At 71.2% G+C, this 19,817-nt stretch carries 19 protein-coding genes; 10 read left to right on the top strand and 9 right to left on the bottom strand.

From position 1 onward, the window contains the following. Window positions 1-19 precede the first annotated feature (19 nt). The gene (locus ABLE88_RS18720) at window positions 20-847 is read right to left on the bottom strand and encodes a phosphatase PAP2 family protein (RefSeq protein ID WP_348833216.1); all 828 of its coding nucleotides are present in this window, start codon (window positions 845-847) and stop codon (window positions 20-22) included. A gap of 177 nt (window positions 848-1,024) precedes the next feature. On the opposite strand from ABLE88_RS18720, the gene ABLE88_RS18715 reads away from it, so the two are divergent. Together ABLE88_RS18715 and ABLE88_RS18710 are read left to right on the top strand one after the other, a co-directional pair. Continuing rightward, window positions 1,025-1,924: a YihY/virulence factor BrkB family protein gene (locus ABLE88_RS18715; RefSeq protein WP_348833215.1), complete on the top strand. Its 900-nt coding sequence runs from the start codon at window positions 1,025-1,027 to the stop codon at window positions 1,922-1,924. Next, window positions 1,921-2,397 (top strand): MmcB family DNA repair protein, encoded by a 477-nt coding sequence (locus ABLE88_RS18710; RefSeq protein WP_348833214.1) that lies wholly within the window; start codon window positions 1,921-1,923, stop codon window positions 2,395-2,397. The genes ABLE88_RS18715 and ABLE88_RS18710 overlap by 4 nt, the downstream gene beginning before the upstream one ends. A gap of 70 nt (window positions 2,398-2,467) precedes the next feature. Here ABLE88_RS18710 and ABLE88_RS18705 read toward each other — a convergent pair whose 3' ends face one another. From ABLE88_RS18705 to ABLE88_RS18695, 3 genes are all read right to left on the bottom strand, one after another. Next, on the bottom strand, window positions 2,468-2,878 hold the full coding sequence (locus ABLE88_RS18705; protein ID WP_348833213.1) for a DUF4174 domain-containing protein: 411 nt from the start codon (window positions 2,876-2,878) through the stop codon (window positions 2,468-2,470). Window positions 2,879-2,962: 84 nt separating this feature from the next. After that, window positions 2,963-3,517, bottom strand: coding sequence for an ActR/PrrA/RegA family redox response regulator transcription factor (locus ABLE88_RS18700; protein ID WP_348833212.1), 555 nt, complete (start codon window positions 3,515-3,517; stop codon window positions 2,963-2,965). Between the two features lie 66 nt (window positions 3,518-3,583). Further along, window positions 3,584-4,939 carry an ActS/PrrB/RegB family redox-sensitive histidine kinase gene (locus ABLE88_RS18695; RefSeq protein WP_348833211.1) on the bottom strand — a complete coding sequence of 452 codons (1,356 nt, stop codon included), beginning with the start codon at window positions 4,937-4,939 and terminating at the stop codon, window positions 3,584-3,586. Between the two features lie 152 nt (window positions 4,940-5,091). On the opposite strand from ABLE88_RS18695, the gene ABLE88_RS18690 reads away from it, so the two are divergent. Together ABLE88_RS18690 and ABLE88_RS18685 are read left to right on the top strand one after the other, a co-directional pair. Beyond that, window positions 5,092-6,522: a polyhydroxyalkanoate depolymerase gene (locus ABLE88_RS18690; RefSeq protein WP_348833210.1), complete on the top strand. Its 1,431-nt coding sequence runs from the start codon at window positions 5,092-5,094 to the stop codon at window positions 6,520-6,522. 62 nt (window positions 6,523-6,584) lie between these two features. Further along, the gene (locus ABLE88_RS18685) at window positions 6,585-7,337 is read left to right on the top strand and encodes a M48 family metallopeptidase (RefSeq protein ID WP_348833209.1); all 753 of its coding nucleotides are present in this window, start codon (window positions 6,585-6,587) and stop codon (window positions 7,335-7,337) included. 49 nt (window positions 7,338-7,386) lie between these two features. Here the strand turns inward: ABLE88_RS18685 and ABLE88_RS18680 are convergent, their stop codons facing one another. From ABLE88_RS18680 to ABLE88_RS18670, 3 genes are all read right to left on the bottom strand, one after another. Further along, on the bottom strand, window positions 7,387-7,803 hold the full coding sequence (locus ABLE88_RS18680) for a DoxX family protein (protein ID WP_348833208.1): 417 nt from the start codon (window positions 7,801-7,803) through the stop codon (window positions 7,387-7,389). Window positions 7,804-7,886: 83 nt separating this feature from the next. Next, window positions 7,887-8,942 (bottom strand): AbrB family protein, encoded by a 1,056-nt coding sequence (locus tag ABLE88_RS18675; RefSeq protein WP_348833207.1) that lies wholly within the window; start codon window positions 8,940-8,942, stop codon window positions 7,887-7,889. Continuing rightward, entirely contained in the window at window positions 8,939-10,126 is a 1,188-nt protein-coding gene (locus ABLE88_RS18670) for a pyridoxal phosphate-dependent aminotransferase (protein WP_348833206.1), read from the bottom strand. Before ABLE88_RS18670 ends, ABLE88_RS18675 begins: the two co-directional genes overlap by 4 nt. A 305-nt stretch (window positions 10,127-10,431) precedes the next feature. On the opposite strand from ABLE88_RS18670, the gene ABLE88_RS18665 reads away from it, so the two are divergent. Next, on the top strand, window positions 10,432-11,061 hold the full coding sequence (locus ABLE88_RS18665) for a malonic semialdehyde reductase (RefSeq protein WP_348833205.1): 630 nt from the start codon (window positions 10,432-10,434) through the stop codon (window positions 11,059-11,061). 56 nt (window positions 11,062-11,117) lie between these two features. On the opposite strand, the gene ABLE88_RS18660 is transcribed toward ABLE88_RS18665, so the two are convergent. Then, window positions 11,118-11,555, bottom strand: coding sequence for a GlcG/HbpS family heme-binding protein (locus ABLE88_RS18660; protein WP_348833204.1), 438 nt, complete (start codon window positions 11,553-11,555; stop codon window positions 11,118-11,120). Window positions 11,556-11,743: 188 nt separating this feature from the next. Here ABLE88_RS18660 and ABLE88_RS18655 point away from each other — a divergent pair, with 188 nt between their 5' ends. After that, a complete protein-coding gene (locus tag ABLE88_RS18655) occupies window positions 11,744-12,262 on the top strand; it encodes a universal stress protein (RefSeq protein ID WP_348833203.1) in 519 nt (172 codons plus the stop codon). Window positions 12,263-12,423: 161 nt separating this feature from the next. Here ABLE88_RS18655 and ABLE88_RS18650 read toward each other — a convergent pair whose 3' ends face one another. Next, a complete protein-coding gene (locus ABLE88_RS18650) occupies window positions 12,424-12,837 on the bottom strand; it encodes a D-Ala-D-Ala carboxypeptidase family metallohydrolase (RefSeq protein ID WP_348833202.1) in 414 nt (137 codons plus the stop codon). Window positions 12,838-13,321: 484 nt separating this feature from the next. Between ABLE88_RS18650 and rimP the strand changes: the two genes are divergently transcribed. The 4 genes from rimP to infB are packed head-to-tail and all read left to right on the top strand — an operon-like array spanning window position 13,322 to window position 19,584. Further along, window positions 13,322-14,167: a ribosome maturation factor RimP gene (gene rimP, locus ABLE88_RS18645; RefSeq protein ID WP_348833201.1), complete on the top strand. Its 846-nt coding sequence runs from the start codon at window positions 13,322-13,324 to the stop codon at window positions 14,165-14,167. Beyond that, window positions 14,167-15,777: a transcription termination factor NusA gene (nusA, locus tag ABLE88_RS18640; RefSeq protein WP_348833200.1), complete on the top strand. Its 1,611-nt coding sequence runs from the start codon at window positions 14,167-14,169 to the stop codon at window positions 15,775-15,777. Before rimP ends, nusA begins: the two co-directional genes overlap by 1 nt. 19 nt (window positions 15,778-15,796) lie before the next feature. Beyond that, window positions 15,797-16,525 carry an RNA-binding protein gene (locus ABLE88_RS18635; RefSeq protein WP_348833199.1) on the top strand — a complete coding sequence of 243 codons (729 nt, stop codon included), beginning with the start codon at window positions 15,797-15,799 and terminating at the stop codon, window positions 16,523-16,525. Then, a complete protein-coding gene (infB, locus tag ABLE88_RS18630; RefSeq protein WP_348833198.1) occupies window positions 16,522-19,584 on the top strand; it encodes a translation initiation factor IF-2 in 3,063 nt (1,020 codons plus the stop codon). Before ABLE88_RS18635 ends, infB begins: the two co-directional genes overlap by 4 nt. Window positions 19,585-19,817: the final 233 nt, after the last annotated feature.

Raw genomic sequence — 19,817 nt, 5'->3', positions numbered from 1 at the left:
TGGGGAAAGTCGGCGCGGACTATAGGCCGGCGCCGCGCCCTGGCAAGTGGCGCCCGATCAGGCCGCGCAAGGCGACAAAGGTGCTCCTTGCGAGCCTGGCCAAGGCCCGCGCCACCCCGCGCACCATGGCGTGGAGCGCATAGCCCAGCCGGCCGATGGCATGCTCCACCCGGAAATCGGTCGGCGCACCCTTCCGGTCGTAGAGCAGCAGGCGCATCCCCACCACGATCAGCACCACGATCACGCCGGAAAACACCACGTCGGTGAAGAAGTGCCCGCCGAAGGCGATGCGCAGCCCGCCGGCGGTGGCGGCGAAGGCGACGGCCGCCACCATGGCGGCGGCCCCCGCGGCGCCGGGCACGAGGCTCGCCGGCGCGGTGAGCCAGAAGCCGAGCGCCCCTTCCCCCGAGACGAAGGAGCAATTGCCGGGGCAGGTGCCGTCGGTCCGGAACCAGGGCTGGTAGGCGTCCTTGCCGCCGAACGCCTCCACATGCACCGGGCGCGGGCGGCCCCATTCCTCCTTGAGGATGCCGTTCACCACCAGGCCCGGCCCGAGCGCCATGGTGGCGGCGAGGAACACCGCGGCGCGCGCGCTCATGAACATGCGCCCCCACGGGAACAGCAGCTTCAGGACGATGGCGACGAAGGCGGGCGCGGCGAACAGCCAGGGAATCCAGTTGGCGAGCGTGCGGGCGCTCCGCGCCCAGGGGGCGCCGGCGAGCGTGAAGGCGCGGCGCCCCACGTCCCAGAAGCGTTCGCTGATCGCGAGGTCCCATTGCGGGAAAACGGTGAACAAAATCGCCACCGCGGCACCGACCACGAGGGCGAAGAACACGACGGGCCGCACGTTTCCTCCACTGCTGCTTGCGCTTGCCGCCCCCGGCCCCCTGCCCCGCCTCCCTTTAGAGCATTTTCCCGCCGCGGCGAATCGCGAAAGTGTGGGCCGGGCGCCCCAACGCGCGCGAGCGCGCTTGCCATACGCCGGCGAAGGCACGATCTGACGGAAGGCCAAGGGGACCCAAGGATGCTGCGGCGCGCCTACCGAGCGGTGATCGACACGATCCGGATCGTCATCGACGCGATCTGGACCTTCTCCGCCGACGACGGCTGGGCGATCGCGAGCCACATCGCGCTGTCCGCGCTCATGTCGCTGTTCCCGTTCCTGATCTTCGTCACGGCGCTGGCGGGCTTCCTCGATCTGCGCCCGCTCGCCGCCGAGACCATCCAGCTGATCCTCGAGACCTGGCCGCACAAGGTGGCCGAGCCGATCTCGCGGGAGATCTACAACGTCGTGAACCAGGTGCGCACGGACGTTCTGACCTACGGCGTGGTGCTCGCCATCTACTTCTCGTCCAACGGCATCGAGAGCCTGAGGATCGGCCTCAACCGCGCCTATGGGGTGCGCGAGGAGCGCGCCTGGTACTGGCTGCGCCTGGAATCCATCGGCTACGTGCTGCTGGCGGCGGTGTCGATGCTGGCTTTGTCCTTCCTGGTGGTGCTCGGGCCGCTGCTGTGGCAGACGGCGGTGGCGCAGCTGCCGCAGCTCGCGCCACTCTCGCGCATGGTGACCCTGGCGCGCTTCGGCCTCACCGGCCTGATCCTGGTGATCGCCCTGCTGGTGGCCCATCTGTGGCTGCCGGCGGGACGCCGCTCGCTGCGGGAGGTGGCGCCGGGCGTGCTGGTGACGCTGGCGCTCTGGCTCGTGGGGGCGGCGGCGTTCGGCTTCTACCTCTCCGAATTTCCCGCCAATTACGTGACCACCTATGCCGGCCTCGCCTCGGTGATGATCGCCTTGGTGTTCTTGTACCTGACCGCGTCCATCTTCGTGTTCGGCGGCGAGCTCAACGCGGCCATCAAGCGCGCGCAGGCGCCGGCGGTGCGTGCCTTGCCGGCGCCGCAGGCCGCCTTGGAGAGCCGTCCGTGAGGCCGGCGGCGCCGCAGCCGCGCGAGGACGGGCGCCAGTCGCTGACCGCGCGGGCGGTGCAGCGCGGCGTGCTGCGCCACCTGGCGGCGCGCGGGCTGGTGGGGGTCACCGAATTCTGCCTGGTGTCGGGCCGGCGCGCCGACATCCTCGCCGTGGACGGGCGGGGCGAGGTGTCCATCATCGAGATCAAGTCCTCGGTGCAGGACTTCCGCACCGACCAGAAGTGGCCGGAATACCGAGCCTTCTGCGACCGGCTGCTGTTCGCGGTGCCGCTCGATTTCCCGGCCGAGATCCTGCCCGGGGAGACCGGGCTCCTGGTGGCGGACGCCTTCGGCGCGGAGCTGCTGCGCGAGGCCCCCCTCCACCCGCTCGCCGCGGCGACGCGCAAGGCGCTGATGCTCCGCTTCGCCCACACGGCGGCCTCGCGCCTCGCCGCGCTCTACGATCCCGACCTCGCGCGCTACAGCCTGTGAGGGCGCAGTTCGGCCGGGGCGCCGGGACGCCCGCGGGCCAGGGACCGGAGGGCGCCGCCGGGTCCGCGCCTCAGGGCGCGCGGCGCCGCATCTCGTCCCGGCGCATGGGCATTCGGTCGATCAGCGCGAACAGGGTCGAAGGATCGACCGGCGCGCTCCAGCGCCCGGCCACATGCCCATCCTTGCCCACCAGGAGCACCCGGAAGCCGTCGCTGGGAACGTCCAGCCGGCGCCGCAGCGGATCGTCCGCCCCGGTCACCGTCAGCACCACCATGTCGCGCTCGGCGAGGCCGGCCCGGTCGGCGGCAAGGCGCGCCGCCTGCTCGGCATAGCGCGCATCGGCGGTGGACGGCGCGACCACCACCACCGGCCGGGCCCGCCAGTGATAGCTGTCGAGGCTGGCAGCGGCGGCCGGCCCCGGGAAGACGGCGGGCGGCAGAGGCCCGGCGAGGAGCAGCAGGCCGGCGAGAAGGGCGCGCATGGCGAAGCTCCCGGATTCGGCGGCCCGGCGTGGGCCTCGTCTTCCGTTACGGGAGGCCGGGCACCCCGGATCAGCCGCCGCCGCTCAGCGCGGCGCGCGCTTCGCGAGGATGCGCTGCAGCGTGCGGCGGTGCATGGAGAGCCGCCGCGCGGTCTCCGACACGTTGCGCCCGCACAGTTCGTAGACCCGCTGGATGTGCTCCCACCGCACCCGGTCGGCCGACATGGGGTTCTCCGGCGGGATCGGCTTGTGGTCGCCGGTGGCGAACAGGGCCGCCACCACGTCGTCGGCGTCCGCGGGCTTGGCGAGATAATCCACCGCGCCGAGCTTCACCGCAGTGACGGCGGTGGCGATGTTGCCGTAGCCGGTGAGCACGATGGCGCGGGCGCCGGGCCGGTGCTTCTTCAGCGCCGAGATCACGTCGAGGCCGGTGCCGTCGCCGAGCCGCATGTCCACCACGGCGTAAGCGGGCGCGGCTGCCTCCACCCGGGCGAGGCCCTCGGCCACGGTCTCGGCGGTGGCGACGGCGAAACCCCGTGCCTCCATGGCCCGCGCAAGGCGCTGGAGGAACGGGCGGTCGTCATCGACGATCAGGACCGACCGCTCATCTCCCACCTCGGGGGGCGTCAAATCGTTCATCGCTCAATCCTCGAATTTGCGAGCCGTTCGCCAAGGCTCTGGCATACCGTCAATTTCGACCGACTTTTACGCTTCTTTGGACGTAGAATAGCTCGAAGCGCGGCGATCTGTCGCGCTTCTATCCACTTCTATGGCCAGCGCGGCGCGCGGCCAGGACACGGTGATGAGCGCGCCGGTCTCCGGCGGCGTCCGGTTGGCGAAGGTCAGCGAGGCCCCGGTGCGCTCCAGGAGCGTCTTGGCGATGAAGAAGCCGAGGCCGAGGCCGCTCTCCCCGTCCGGGTCCTGCCGGTCGCGGGCGCGGGAGGTGACATAAGGCTGGCCAATGCGGGCGATCACCTCGGGGGCGAAGCCCGGCCCGTCGTCCAGCAGGATGATCTCCAGGCCCGAGGGGCTCCACTGGGCCCGGATGTCGACCCGCCCGGCGGCGAAGTCCACCGCATTCTCGACCAGGTTGCCGAGCCCGTAGATGAGGCCGGGATTGCGGGCGATCACCGGCGCGTCCGGATCGTCCGGCACCGTGACGGCGATGGCGATGCCGAAATTGCGGTGCGGCTCCACCACCTCCTCCAGCAGGAGCCGCAGCGGCATGCGGTCGAAGGGCGCATCGCCGGAGCCGAGCGAGGTGAGCGTCTGGAGGATGTCGCGGCAGCGTTTCGCCTGGTCGCGCAAGAGCGCCACGTCCTCGGCGTGGGGATCGTCCGGCTTCATGGAGCGCTCCATCTCCTTGACCACCAAAGCGATCGTGGAGAGCGGCGTGCCGAGCTCGTGGGCCGCGGCGGCGGCGAGGCCGTCGATGGCGGACAGGTGCTGCTCGCGCGCCAGCACCAGCTCGGTGGCGGCGAGCGCGTCGCCGAGCTCGCGCGCCTCTTCCGCCACGCGCCAGGAATGCAGGCCGATGAAGCCCACCGCGACCGTGAGCGAGACCCAGATGCCGGCAAGATAGAGGTCCGGCAGCACCGGCGCGTCGGGTCCGCCCCACGGCAGCGGCCAGGCATGGAGGCCGACCGCCCCGGCGCAGGCCACCGCCAGCGCGCCGAGCAGCACGGTGGTGCCCCAGGACAGGCCGGTGGCCGAGATCATGACCGGGGCCAGATAGAGCAGGACGAACGGATTCTTAAGCCCTCCCGTGAGATACAGGAGGGCGGTGAGCTGAAGCACGTCATAGGCGAGAAGCGGCCCCGCCGCGCCGTCTCCGAGCCGCCGGGCAAGCGGGTACTTCACCCGCAGGACGACATTCAGGAGCACCGACAGGGACACCGCCGCAAGGCAGGGAACGATGGGCAATTCGAAGCCCAGAATCAGGTTCACCACCACGAGGGCGACCGTCTGGCCGGCCACCGCGAGCCAGCGCAGCCTGATCAGGGTGTCGAGGCGGAGCCCGACCGACCGGCCGTGGTGGGACGCGACAAACGCGGGAATCATCCTTTATTACCTCCGATCCCATATCCCGGTAGCTTGCACTGTGACATCGGGGACATATCTAGACATTGATATGAACCCCCGTCCTTTCGTCGGCATTGACCCAGACCGGGACCCGCGGGAGGGTCCTCGACCCAAAATCGAAAGGTTGGACTATGGCCATCGGTGAATTCACCGGCGCGACGAAGCTCCCGGCCCAAATCGATTTGGGCATGTCGACGCCGCTCTATTGGCTCTATGAGATGGGCCACGCGGCGCTCAATCCCTCGCGCGCCATGGCGGACGCGAGCCGGATGTTCCTGAAGAACCCCATCAATCCGGTTTCGCACACGACGATCGGCAAGTCGATGGCGGCCGCCTGCGAACTGTTCGAGCGCACCACCCGCCGCTACGGCAAGCCCGACTGGGGTATCACCCACACCAGCGTGGGCGGGGTGAAGGTGCCGGTCCACACCAACACGGTGTGGAAACGGCCGTTCTGCAACCTGCTGCATTTCGAGCGCGCCTTCGACCATCCTCCGCGCCGTCCGCAGCCGCGCCTGCTCGTGGTGGCTCCGGTCTCGGGGCATTATGCGACGCTCCTGCGCGGCACGGTTGAGGCCATGCTGCCCACCCACGACGTCTACGTGACGGACTGGGTGGACGCCAAGATGGTGCCGCTGGCCGACGGCCGTTTCGACCTCTCCGACTATGTGGACTATCTGATCTCCATCTTCCACCGCCTCGGCGGGGACTGCCATGTGATGGCGGTATGCCAGCCGGCGGTGCCGGTGCTGATGGCGGTCGCGCGCATGGAGCAGGACGAGGACCCTTATGTTCCCAAGTCCATGATCCTCATGGGCGGGCCCATCGATACCCGCGAGGCGCCCACCGCCGTCAACGCGATGGCGCAAGACCGCGGCATCGAGTGGTTCCGGCGCAACGTCATCACCCAGGTGCCATGGCCCCATGCGGGCGCGCTCAGGGAAGTCTATCCCGGCTTCCTCCAGCTCAACGGCTTTATGAGCATGAATCTCGACCGTCACCTGCAGGCCCATTGGGACCTGTTCCGCCATCTGGTGGAAGGCGACGGCGATTCGGCCGAGAAGCACCGTGACTTCTACGACGAGTATCTGGCGGTGATGGACCTCACCGCCGACTTCTACCTCGACACCGTGGAGAACGTGTTCATCACCCACGCTCTGCCCAAGGGCGAGATGATGCACCATTCCCAGCGCGTGGATCCCACCGCGGTGCAACGCGTCGCGCTGATGACGGTGGAGGGCGAGAAGGACGACATTTCCGGCATCGGCCAGACCAAGGCGGCCCACCGGCTGTGCCCGCGCATTCCGGACGACAAGCGCGCGCATTGGGAGCAGCCGGGGGTCGGCCATTACGGCGTGTTCAACGGCTCGCGGTTCCGCTCCGAGATCGCGCCGCGCATCTCCGACTTCATCCTGTCCCAGGAGCTGCCGGCCGGGGCGGTACGCCAATCCCTCCCGGCCCGGGCCGCGCCGGAGCCGCAGGGCAACACGCCTCCCGAGCCGGACGTGTTCGGCTTCCCGGTGAACGTCACGCCGCTTTATCCCCGGATCGCCTCCACGTAGGGGTAGCGGGCAACGCGATTTTTGGTGAAGATGCTACCGAAAGCATCTCCTGAACCATCGCCATGCTGTTCCGCCGCCAGGATCGAAAGGCGCCGCCACGGGGCGGCATCGAATCCATCGAGCTGATGCTCGACGGAGAGCCCCTGGCTGTGGCGGTACGCAGACACCCCAAAGCCCAACGACTCACCCTTCGGGTGCGCGCCGTGGCGCGGGACGTCACGCTCACCGCCCCGCCCCACGTGCCGCTCGCCGCAGCGCGGGACTTCGTCCAGCGCCACCGCGAGTGGGTGCGCGTGCGCCTCGTCCGATTGCCGGAGATGGTGCCGTTCGAGCCGGATGCCATCGTGCCGGTGCGCGGCGAGCCGCGCCTCATCGTCCACCGGCCCGATCTGCGCGGCACGGTCTGGACGGGGCCGGCGCGCGGCGGCCAGCCCACCTTGTGCGTCGCCGGGGAAGCCCCGCACATCGCCCGCCGGGTGCGCGACCATCTCAAGCGGGAGGCGCGCGCCGAACTCACGCAGGCGGTGCGCCGGCATGCGGCGGCGCTCAAGGTCGAGGTGGGCCGCATCACCCTGCGCGACACGGCGAGCCGCTGGGGCTCCTGCTCGGCGAAGGGAGACCTGTCCTTTTCCTGGCGCCTCATCATGGCGCCGCCCCTGGTGCTGGATTACCTTGCGGCGCACGAAGTGGCCCATCGGCTGGAGATGAACCACGGCCCGCGCTACTGGCGCCTGGTGGAGAGCATCTTCCCCCGCCGGGCCGAGGCGGAGGCCTGGCTGCGCCACAACGGGGCGGGACTGCACCGCTACGGCTGAGCCCGCACCCCTTGCCGGACCCGATACGCCGCCGCTCCGGCGCCGATGCTCAGGCGCGGGCGCCGGAGTTGCGCTCGAGCGAGATGGCGCCGGGTCCGCTCGCGAAATAGCACAGCAGCCCGCCGACGATGGCGAGGTTCTTGAAGAACTGGATCTTCTGGGTCGCCTGGGCGGCGGCGTCGGGCATCAGCCAGTAAGCGTGCGCGGTCAGCGTCGCCACGACGACAAAGCCGATCAGCAGGATCGCCGTGAGCCGCGAGGCGATGCCCAGGATCAGGGCGATCGGCCCCGCAATCTCGGCGATCACCGCCAGGAGCGCGAGCGTACCCGGATAGGGCAGGTCCTTGCCCGCGAGCATGCCGGTGATGCCCGACAGGTTGGTGGCCTTCTGGATGCCGGAAGGCAGAAACAGCGCGGCCATGAACAGCCGGCCGAAAAGAAGGGCGACGTCGTCCAACAGATGCATCGTCGAGCTCCTGCGCGCACTCCATGCTTATGGCGCGAAACGACAATCCTGGCCATGGGGAAAATCCGGCGCGCGGCGCCGCCTCAGCGCCCCTTGCCGACCGCGAACAGCAGCCGCGCCACCAGCGGCAGCGCCACCGAAAGCCCGGCGAAGCGGAACAGATGGTGCGCGCTCATGAAGGCGGGATCGTAGCCGAGCGCGAAGCCGAGCGCCGTCATCGCCTCCAGCGCCCCCGGCGCGAAGGCGGTCAGCAGCTTGCCCGGATCGTCCCTGGTCACCACGGCCGCGATCAGCGCGAACACCGCCGAAATCGAGGCCGCCACCACGAACGCGACGACAGAGACCACCGTCATCTCCCGCACCGTGCGCAGGCTCGTGCCGCGGAATCGCACGCCCACATTGCAGCCCAGCACCACGAAGGCGGGCACCAGCAGCGCCGGCGGCAGGGTGGCGGTGGACAGGCCGGCAAGGTGCAGGCCGGCGCTCGCCAGCAGCGCGCCGACGATGACGCCGCCCGGCATGCGAACCCGCCCGGCGAGGAGGCCGCAGACGGTGCCCGCCAGCAGCAGCAGCGCCACCTCCATTACGCCGCCGCGCTGCGCGGGCGCGGCCACCTGCGCCGTGGTGAGGCCGGTGGCGCCGAGGATGTTCGGCAGCGCGGCCACCAGCAGGAACAGCCGCACCGTCTGGGCGAAGGCGACGCGCCTCAGGTCCGCCCCGCTCTCCGCCGCCATGCCCACCACGGCCGAGAATGCGCCGGGGGCGGAGGCATAGAAGGCGGTCTCCAGCGACCAGCGGGCAAGGTAGCGGAAATACAGCATCGACCCGGCCATGGTGCAGAACACGCTCACGGTGAGGAAGGCCATGCTGATGGGCCAGGTGACCGCCTGCGCCACCAGATCGGGGGTGAGCGCGGTGCCCATGGAGGTGCCCAGCACGATGTAGGACGCGATCTCGATCGGCTTCGGCACCTGCACCTCCACCTGCGCCAGCGCGAGCGCCAGCGTCAGCAGCAGCGCGCCGGAGATCCAGGCGGCGGGCAAACCGAGGAGATGGAAGGCGAAGCCGCCGAGCCCGCCCGCGGCCAGCGTGAGCAGGCTCGCCCGCGCGCGCCGGCCTCTGCTGTCCTCCGGCCTCACGGAGCCTCCCGCCGCGCGCCGGCGAGCCAGCCCGAAAGCCGCCGGGTCACCTCCCTCAGCTGGGCCTCGCCGCGCGCGAAGCACAGGCGCAGGAAGCCCTCCCCGCCGGGGCCGAAGGCGGTGCCGGGCGCAAGGCCCACCTGCGCCTCGTCCGCGAGCCGGAGCGCGAGGCGGCGCACGTCGGTCTCCCCGGTCACGCCGAAGAACAGATAGAAGGCGCCGGCGGGGGGCACGAGCTCCACCCGCTTCGTGGCGGCGAGCGCCGCGCAGACGAGGTCGCGCCCGGCTTTGGCCCGCGCCACCTGCTCGGCGACGAAGGGCTCGCCGTCCTCCAAGGCGGCGATCGCGCCGCGCTGCATGAAGGCGGCGACGCCGGAGGTGGAATATTGGATCAGGTTCTCGACCACCTGTCCGAGCGCCGGCGGCGCCTCCAGCCAGCCGATGCGCCAGCCGGTCATGGCCCAGTTCTTGGAGAAGGTCTGCACGAACAGGATGTGGTCGTCCGGGTCCATCACGTCGCGGAAGGACGGCGCGCGCTCCCCCTCGCCGTAATAAAAGCGGCCGTAGATCTCGTCGGCGACGATCCACAATCCGTGGCGCCGCGCGAGGGCGAGGATGGCCCTGAGGTCCGCATGGGAGGCGACGAAGCCGGTGGGGTTGGCCGGCGTGTTGACGAAGATGGCGCGGGTGCGCGGGGTGACCGCCCGCTCCAGCCGCCCATGGTCGAAGGTGAAGCCGGACGGGCCATAATCGAACGGCACCGGCACCGGCACTGCGCCGATCTTGAGCGCCGCCGCCGCCGCATTGGGCCAGGTCGGCGAGGGCAGGAGCAGCTCCTCGCCCGGGCCGAGCGCCATGGCGAAGGCGACCTGGATCGCCTGCATGCCCGAGCCGGTGACGAAGAAACGCTCCGGCTCCTCGGCGACGCCGTACAGGCGGGCGATGTAGCGCGCGAGCGCGGCGCGCAGCTCCGGCAGCCCGCGCTGCCAGGTGTAAAAGGTCTCCCCGGCTTCGAGGGAGCGGGCCGCGGCGTGGCGGATGAAGGCCGGCGTCGGCAGGTCGCCCTCGCCGGCCCAGAGCGGGATCACCCCGCCGCGGGCGAGGCCGTAATTCATCACCTCGACGATGCCGCTCTCGGGCAGCGCGAGCACGTGCTCGCGCACGCGGGCAAGACAGGGGTCCATCGCAGGCGATCCATCGCGCTGCGGCTCGGGCGGAACGGGGGCTGGCATAAGCGAACTCGAAGGTGGGTCACCCGCGACTGGCGCAGGCGGGGGCACCTTAGCGGCCATCCGCGCGTATTTCTCATCAATTGCAGGCGCGGTTCGATCAGCGTCGGTGATCGATGGGAGCGACTTACCAATGGTCAGTGCGTTTCTGCAATCGCCTCTTGCAGGCCTGCGCGTTGCGCTTGCAGAGACGAAGACCTAGCTCCGAAGCATCAGCGATCGGCCCCGCATGAGGGCCGTCCAGCAGCGGGGACATCCAGATGACCGCCACCGTTCAGCCTGCCACCCTTGAGCCCTCGGCCAAGCCGGTCCTCGACCGGGCCGCGCTCGACACGATCTTTCTCGCCGCCCGGTCCCACAATGGCTGGACCGACGCGCCGGTCAGCGACGCCGAGATCAAGGCGCTCTACGACCTCGTGAAATACGGCCCCACCTCGGCCAACACCCAGCCGGCGCGCTTCGTGTTCGTGCGCTCGGCCGCCGCCAAAGCGCGCCTCGCCCCGGCACTGGCGGAGGGCAACCGCAAGGCGCTCGCGGCCCCGGTGATCGCGATCATCGGCTACGACACCGCGTTTTACGACAAGATCCCGCAGGTGTTCCCGCACAATCCGGGCTTCCGCGACCTGTTCGTGAACAATCCCGGCATGGTGGAGCCCCACGCATTCCGCAACTCGTCGCTCCAGGGCGCCTATCTCATCATCGCCGCGCGGGCGCTCGGCCTCGATGTTGGGCCCATGTCGGGCTTCGACGCGGCGAAGGTGGATGCGGAGTTCTTCCCCGGCGGCACCGTGAAGACCAACTTCATCGCGGCGCTCGGCCACGGCGATCACACCAAGGTGATGGAGCGCCTGCCCCGCCTCGCCTTCGAGGAGGCGGCGCAGATCGTCTGAGCGCGGCTTGCGCGCAAGGCCGCCGGCGGCAGGGGTGCCCTGCCGCCGGCCGCGCCTCAGCTCTCGCCGGGATCGGCGCTGAGGCCGGCGGCGGTGATGCCGGCCACGGCGCAGGCCTCGTCATTGTCCGAGGTGTCGCCGGAGATGCCCACCGCGCCGATCACCGTCCCGTCCTCGTTGCGGATCAGCACGCCGCCCGGCACCGGGATCAGCGAGCCGCCGATGGCGCTGGTCGCCGCGGCGACGAAATAGGGCTGGTCCTGGGCGCGCTTGAACAGCGCCCGCGAGCCCATGCCGAGGGCGAGCGCGCCGTTGGCCTTGCCGCGGGCGATGTCGGCGCGTCCCAGGCTGGTGCCGTCGTCGGCCAGGAAGCTCTTGAGCGTGCCGCGCCCATCGAGGACGCAGATGGCGAGCGGCTTCATGGAATGCGCCTTCGCATGGGCATGGGCCGCGTCGAGGATGGTCCGCGCGGCGGCAAGGGTCAGGCTCTTCAAGGGCGTCCTCCTGGGCATGTGCGGCGCGGAGCGCCGCCCTCCCTCTACCCCATCCGGCGGCATTTCTGAACACGCCGCGGCGCGCGCCGCGGCGGCGGCATTTTTGTCTCTCCCTCCCGGGCGCGGCGTGGCACCATCGGCCGCGGCACCGCGCCGGCCGGCGCGCGGGACCAGGCAGGAGCGCCAGAATGAACCCCACCGCCGCGAACCCGAACCCCAAGCGCCTCAGCTTCGAGCCGGGGCACCGCCGCAAGTTCCTGGTGGTGGTGGACGACACGCCCGAGTGCGACCGCGCGGTCTATTATTCGAGCCGCCGCGCCGCCGGCACCGAGGGCGCCCTGGTGCTGCTGGGCGTGCTGGAGCTCGAGGGCGTGCGCCAGCAATGGCTCGGCGTCGGCGACCTGATGCGCGCCGAGGCGCAGGAGCAGATGGAGGCGCGGCTTCAGAAATTCGCCGCGCGGGCGCGCCAGGTGGCCGGCATCGAGGCCGAGCAGGTGATCCGCGAAGGCTCGAAGTCGGAGGCGATCTTCTCGCTCATCGCCGAGGACCGCGACCTCGCCATCCTGGTGCTCGCCGCCGGCACCGGCAGCGAGGGGCCGGGACCGCTGGTGACGAGCCTGGTCACCGCGCATGCGGCGCGCTTTCCCGTGCCCATCACCATCGTGCCCGGCGCGCTCTCCGACGAGGAGCTGGACGCCCTCGCCTGAGGCACTCGGGAAGACGAGCGCGGGCCGCCCCGGCGGCGGACGCGGCCGCCGGTCTGATCCTGTGGCCGCACGCGGCCAGGGATCGTCCCCGCCGGACGCCGAGGGGGATCGGCGACGCGCAGGCGCGGGGCGGCCCGCTCATCGCGGACGTGGGACGCCGGTCACTTGTTCCACGTCACGCGATAGGGTCCGGCATCCATGTGGATGTGGCCGGAACGGTAGATGCCGAGGCCCTGCACGCGCGGGTCCTTGCGCAGGAAGGCGATGATGGCGCCGCGGTTGCGGGAGGGGCGGAAGTCCACGGCGCGGCAGTCGCGGTGCTGGCTCGGCCGGCCGGTGCCGGCCACCACGGCGCCGGGCCGGTGGGTGGAGAGCACCGTCACCGGGCCGAATTTGCGCTCGACGTCCGCGAGCGCGCTGCGAAGCTCGCCGGGCAGGCAGGCAAGGCTCGTGCTCGCGGCCTCCTGGCTGGCGGCCTTCTGGCGGGGGGCTTTGGCCTTGGGGCCGGCGAAGGCCGTGCCCGAGGCGGCGACAATGAGGAAGACGGCAAAAAGACTACGCGGGAAAACCATCATTCTTATGGGACATCCTTCGGATCTCGGGGGGAGTGGCGGGGGTTCCCGGGCGGCGACATGGCGCCCGCGGGAGGTGGCCCGGCGATCGGGACGCGCAGCGCGGCGTCCGGAGGGCGCGCTTTAGAGAGGCGATGTTTGGCGCAAATAGGGCGGGCGGCGCAGGCCGAGCTCAACCGGGGGACGCAGGCCGGCGCCGGCCCGGGCCGGCGCCCTGCGCCGGGGTCCGACGCGCTGGCGGCGGCCACGCTTGCACGATCCGAGTTTGCGGTTATATTAGCGCCGTCCCTGATGAGGGATACCTCAGAGCCATCGCAGTCGAAGGTGATGAGAGTGGGTCCCGGCCGGGACCCGCTCCTTTCGGCATATCCGCATTTGCGGAACCCGGACATCTCCCAGGCGACGCTGGCGACGCCGCCACGGACCACACGCCCCGGCGGCCCGAGATTTGCGAACCCGAACGAACGCCTGAAGGTCCCGGAGGGACATGACCGACCTGACGACCCTGACCGCCGCCGCCGACGAGCCGCGCCTCATCACCGAGACCGGCGTCTCGGCCCGAGTCGCGTCCATCGCCTCCGGCGTGCTCGGCGCTCTGGGCTACCGGCTGGTGCGCGTGAAGGTCTCGAACCGCGACGGCGGCACGGTGCAGATCATGGCCGAGCGGCCCGACGGCACCATGACCATCGACGATTGCGAGGCCGCCTCCCGCGCCCTCTCGCCGGTGCTCGACGTGGAGGACCCGATCCATGGCGCCTATCGCCTGGAGCTGTCCTCCCCCGGCATCGACCGGCCGCTGGTGCGGCTGTCCGATTTCGTCCGCTGGGCCGGGCACGAGGTGAAGGTCGAGATGGCGGTCCCGGTGGACCGCCGCAAGCGCTTCCGCGGCATCCTCATCGGCGCCGAGGGCGCCGATGCCATCGTGCGACGGCTCGACGCCGGCGCGGACGAGGAGCCGACCGTGCGCCTGCCGGTGGGTGACATCCAGGAGGCCAAGCTGGTCCTCACCGACGCTTTGATCCGCGAGGCGCTGCGCGCCGCCAAGGCCGCCGGCCAGGGCATCGACGAGGAGGCGGAGGCCTTCCTCGACGAAACCGATGGCGAGCAAGGCGAGGACGCCGACACGCCGGCGGCGCCGGACGAGGCGCCCGCCGCGCCGCGCCATCACCCGAGCGCCAATCGGGGCCTCACCGGCAAGGTCGTCGGCAAGAAGGCCAAGGCCAGCCGCACCGGCAAGAAGGCGCACGCGAAGAAATCCAAGGCCAAGAAGTCGCCCTTCGCCGAAGAAGACGACGTCGCGGCCCCCAAGGCCACTGTGAAGGAGACGCACTGATGGTCGCCGTCAGCGCAAACCGGCTGGAACTGCTGCAGATCGCCGAGGCGGTCGCGCGTGAGAAGTCCATCGATCGGTCGATCGTCATCGCCGCCATGGAGGACGCCATCGCCAAGGCCGCGCGCTCGCGCTACGGCCAGGAGACGGACATCCACGCGGACATCAACCCGAAGACCGGCGAGTTGCGCCTCGCGCGCCACCTGCTGGTGGTGGACGAGGTGGAGAACACCGCCACCGAGATCACGCTGGACGGCGCCCGCCGACACAATCCCGCGGCCCAGGTGGGCGACACCATCGCCGACACCCTGCCGCCCTTCGACTTCGGCCGCATCGCCGCGCAGTCGGCCAAGCAGGTGATCGTGCAGAAGGTGCGCGAGGCCGAGCGCGACCGGCAGTACGACGAGTACAAGGACCGCATCGGCGACATCGTCAACGGCCTCGTCAAGCGCGTCGAGTACGGCAACGTGGTGGTGGACCTCGGCCGGGGCGAAGGCATCCTGCGCCGCGACGAATTGCTGCCGCGCGAGATGGTGAAGACCGGCGACCGCATCCGCGCCTACATCTACGACGTGCGCCGCGAGCCGCGCGGCCCGCAGATCTTCCTCTCGCGCACCCATCCGCAATTCATGGCGAAGCTGTTCGCCCAGGAAGTGCCCGAGATCTATGACGGCATCGTCGAGATCAAGGCGGTGGCCCGCGATCCCGGCTCGCGCGCCAAGATCGCCGTGATCTCGCGCGACCAGTCGGTCGACCCGGTCGGCGCCTGCGTCGGCATGCGCGGCTCGCGCGTGCAGGCGGTGGTGAACGAGCTGCAGGGCGAGAAGATCGACATCATCCCCTGGAACCCGGACATCGCCACCTTCATCGTCAACGCCCTCGCCCCCGCCGAGGTGGTGAAGGTGGTGCTCGACGAGGACCGCGAGCGCATCGAGGTGGTGGTGCCCGACGCGCAGCTCTCGCTCGCCATCGGCCGCCGCGGCCAGAACGTGCGCCTCGCCTCCCAGCTCACCGGCTGGGACATCGACATCCTCACCGAGCAGGAGGAGAGCGAGCGGCGCCAGAAGGAATTTGCCGAGCGCACCAAGATGTTCGCCGAGGCGCTGGACCTCGACGAGATGATGGGCCAGCTGCTCACCTCCGAGGGCTTCGCCTCGGTGGAGGAGATCGCTTATGTGCCGGTGTCCGAGCTCGCCTCCATTGAGGGCTTCGACGAGGACACCGCCACCGAGCTCCAGGCGCGCGCGCAGAAGCACCTCGCCGAGGTGGAGGAGGCGCTCGACGCCCGCCGCAAGGAGCTGGGCGTCGCGGACGAGCTGAAGGACGTGCCCGGCGTCACCTCCAAGATGCTGGTGGCGTTCGGCGAGAACGACATCAAGAGCGTCGAGGACCTGGCCGGCTGCGCCACCGACGATCTGATCGGCTGGAGCGAGCGCAAGGACGGCGAGACCATCCGCCATGCCGGCGCGCTCGACGGCTTCGAGTTCACCCGCGAGGACGCCGAGAGCCTGATCATGCAGGCACGCGTCGCCGCCGGCTGGATCAGCGCCGAGGACCTCGTCACCGCAGGTGCGGAGGAGGCCGAGGAGGCCGCCCCCGACACCACGGCCTGAGAGAAGGAGATGACCCACGGTGCTCGCAAGCGCGTTGGACGAGGAGACGGACGAGGGGCCGCGCAGCCTTGCCGCTGCGCGCGCGCCGCTCGCGCGCCTGTGCCTCGCCACGCGCGCGGTGACGCCGGTGGGCGAGATGCTGCGCTTCGTGGTGGGGCCGGATGGCAAGGTCGTCCCTGACCTGTCCCGCCGCCTGCCGGGCCGTGGCGCCTGGGTGAGCGGCACGCGGTCCGCGCTCGAGGCGGCGCTGAAGCGCAAGGCGTTCGGCCGCGCCTTCAAGGGCAAGGGCCAGGTGGAGCCGGGCCTGCCCGATCTGGTCGAGGATCTCCTGTCGCGTGACGCCCGCGCGGCCCTCAGCCTCGCCAACAAAGCGGGGCGGGTGGTCACGGGAAACGCGAAGGTGGAAGAGGCGCTCGCCGGCGGCAGCGTGCTCGTGCTTCTCCATGCCTCCGACGCGCGCCCCGACGGGGTGCGCAAGCTGGACGCGCGCGTCCGGCAGGCGGAGGCCCAGGGTGCCCCCCGGGTCCAGGTCGTCGATTGCTTTCCCGGCATCGAATTGGACTTGGCGTTGGGGCGGTCAAATGTGGTACATGCGGCGCTGCTCGCGCATCCGACGACCGCGGGATTTCTCGCGCGCTGCCGAAGGCTCGAGCGCTGGCGGACTGGAACGTCCGACGGCGCGCCGGAGGGGCATGGCCTGAACGCAGGCGCTTCCCCCGACCGGATGCAAGGAACGGATACGGAATGAACGATACGAAGACCCCCGGCGACAAGACGCTCCATCCCGCCCCCGGAAAGACGCTGACCCTCAAGCGCCCGGTGGAGCAGGGTACGGTGCGTCAGAGCTTCAGCCACGGCCGCTCGAAGGCGGTGGTGGTGGAGAAGGTGAAGCGCCGCGTCATTGCGCCCGGCGAGGCGGGCCATTCCGCGCCGCCGGCGGCGCCCGCGCGTCCCGCCCCGGCGCCCGCCCCGGCCCCGGCCCCGGCCCCGGCTGCCGCGCCCAAGGCTCCGGCTCCCGCATCTGCCGCGCCCGTCCCGGCCGCACCGGCGACGCCCGCCCCGCCCGCCCCGCCGGTGGAGGCGAAGGCGCCCAAGCCGGCCCCCGCCGCGCCGGCCCCGGCCAAGGCTCCAGTGGCGGCCACCCCGGCTCCGGCCGCGGACGTCCCATCCCCCGCCGCGCCGGCGCCGGCCGCCCCGGCCCGCGCCGCCGGTGAGACTCCGGCCGCCGCTCCCAAGGCCGCGCCGACCCCGGCCCGGTCCGAGGCATCGCCTGCCGTGCGCAGCGCGCCCCCCCGCGCCGGCGCCGCGCCCCAGCGCGCGGCCGGCGGCTCCGCCCGTCCCGGCCAAGGCACCGGCCAGGGTTCCGGACCGGCCGCCCGCCAGGGCGCCGGCGGCCAGGAACGCCGCTCCGGCGGCCCCGCGGGCCGCTCCGGCCAGCCGCGTCCCGGCGGCTCCGGCGTGGTGCTGCGCACTTTGACCGACGAGGAGCGCAACGCCCGCGCCAGCGCGCTCGCCGACGCCCGCGTGCGCGAAGTGGAAGAGCGGCGCATGGCGGACGAGCGCCGCATCGCCGAGGACGAGGCCCGGCGCCGCGCCGAGCGCGACCGGATCGAGCGCGCCGAGCGCGAAGCCGCCGAGACGCGCAAGCGCGAGGAGGAAAGCCGCCGCGCCCACGAGGACGAGAGCAAGCGTCGCGCCGAGCAGGAGGCGCGCAAGCGCTTCGGCGAGGAGCAGGGTGCCCGCCCGGCGGGCGGCACCGCGACCCCCGCCGCGCGCCCGCTCACCCCGCGTCCGGCCGGCACCGCCGCGCCCGCGACCGAAGGGGAGGAGGAGGAGCGCCGCACCGTTCGGCGCGGTCCCGGCGTGCGCCCGGCTCCCCCGGTGAAGGTGCCCCGCGCCCCCGCCGGCCAGGAGAAGCAGCGCGGCCGTCTCACGCTCGTCACCGCCCAGTCGGGGGAGGAGGAGCGCCAGCGTTCGGTCGCCTCGTTCCGCCGCCGCACCCAGCGCATGACCGGGCACCGGCAGCAGGAGAGCAAGGAAAAGATCGCCCGCGAGGTGATCCTGCCCGAGACCATCACCATCCAGGAGCTCGCCAACCGCATGTCGGAGCGGGCGGTGGACGTGATCCGCATGCTGATGAAGCAGGGGCAGATGGTGAAGATCACCGACGTGATCGACGCCGACACCGCCGAGCTCATCGCCGAGGACCTCGGCCACACCGTCCGCCGCGTGTCCGAGTCGGACGTCGAGGAAGGCCTGTTCGACACCCCGGACGCGCCCGAGACCCTGCTGCCGCGACCGGCCGTCGTGACCATCATGGGCCATGTCGACCACGGCAAGACCTCGCTCCTGGACGCCATCCGCAAGGCCAACGTGGTGTCCGGCGAGGCCGGCGGCATCACCCAGCACATCGGCGCCTATCAGGTGACGGCGCCCTCGGGCAGCAAGATCACCTTCATCGACACCCCCGGCCATGCCGCCTTCACCGCCATGCGCGCCCGCGGCGCCAAGGTGACGGACATCGTGGTGCTGGTGGTGGCGGCGGACGACGGCGTGATGCCGCAGACCATCGAGGCCATCAACCACGCCCGCGCCGCCAAGGTGCCGCTGATCGTCGCCATCAACAAGATCGACAAGCCCGACGCCAAGCCCGAGCGGGTGCGCACCGAGCTGCTCCAGCACGAGGTGCAGGTGGAGTCCCTGGGCGGCGAGACGCTCGAGGTCGAGGTCTCCGCCAAGGCGCACACCAACCTCGACAAGCTGCTCGAGGCGATCGCGCTCCAGTCGGAACTGCTCGATTTGCGCGCCAATCCCGACCGCGATGCCGAAGGCACGGTGGTGGAAGCCAAGCTCGATCGCGGCCGGGGCCCGGTGGCCACTGTCCTGGTCCAGCGCGGCACGCTGCACGTCGGCGACATCGTCGTCGCCGGCGCCGAATGGGGCCGCGTGCGCGCCCTCATCTCGGACACCGGCGCCAATGTGGACGCGGCGGGCCCCTCCTTCCCGGTGGAAGTCCTGGGCTTCAACGGCACCCCGGAAGCGGGCGACCGCCTCGCCGTGGTGGAGAACGAGGCGCGCGCCCGCGAGATCACCGATTACCGCCAGCGTCAGAAGCGCGAGAAGGCGGCGGCCCGCTCCGCCATCATCCGCGGCTCGCTGGAGCAGATGATGAGCCAGGTGAAGGCCTCGGGGCGGAAGGAATTCCCCCTCATCATCAAGGCCGACGTGTCGGGCTCGGTGGAAGCCATCATCGGCGCGCTGGAGAAGGTCGGCAACGACGAGGTGCAGGCCCGCATCATCCATTCCGGCGCGGGCGGCATCAACGAGAGCGACGTGACGCTGGCGGAGACCTCCGGCGCCGCGATCATCGCCTTCAACGTGCGCGCCAACAAGGAGGCGCGCGACGCGGCCGAGCGGGCGGGCATCGAGATCCGCTACTACAACATCATCTACGACCTCGTGGATGACGTGAAGAAGGCGATGAGCGGCCTGCTCGCGCCCATCAACCGCGAGACCATGCTGGGCAACGCCCTCATCAAGGAGATCTTCCTGGTCTCCAAGGTGGGCAAGGTGGCCGGCTGCCAGGTCACCGACGGCATCGTGGAACGCGGCCAGCACGTGCGCCTGATCCGCGACAACGTGGTGATCCACGAAGGCAAGCTCGCCACGCTCAACCGCTTCAAGGACGCGGTGAACACGGTGCATGCGGGCCAGGATTGCGGCATGTCGTTCGAGAACTACCAGGACATGCGCGCCGGCGACGTGATCGAGTGCTATCGCGTGGAGGTGGTCCAGCGCTCGCTGTGACCGGCTCCCCGCGCATGCCGCTCCCCCGCCCCGGCGGGGCGAGGGACGGGGGCGACGGACGCCGCGCGCAAGCGTCAGCCAAGACCAGGGCAAACCGGGTCCGCGCCATGTGGCGCGCCCCGCCGCCCCGGCCCTCTCCTCATGGAGAGCGGGCGCCCGCGGGCGCTGAAACTTAACCGGAGCGGCACGGTCCAAACCCGCCCGCTCCCCATTGAAGGAGAAGGTGTCCCGGC

Origin of the sequence: Xanthobacter luteus (genome assembly GCF_040049235.1) — a bacterium.
GTDB lineage: Bacteria > Pseudomonadota > Alphaproteobacteria > Rhizobiales > Xanthobacteraceae > Xanthobacter.
This window is presented reverse-complemented; position numbering and strand designations above follow the sequence as displayed.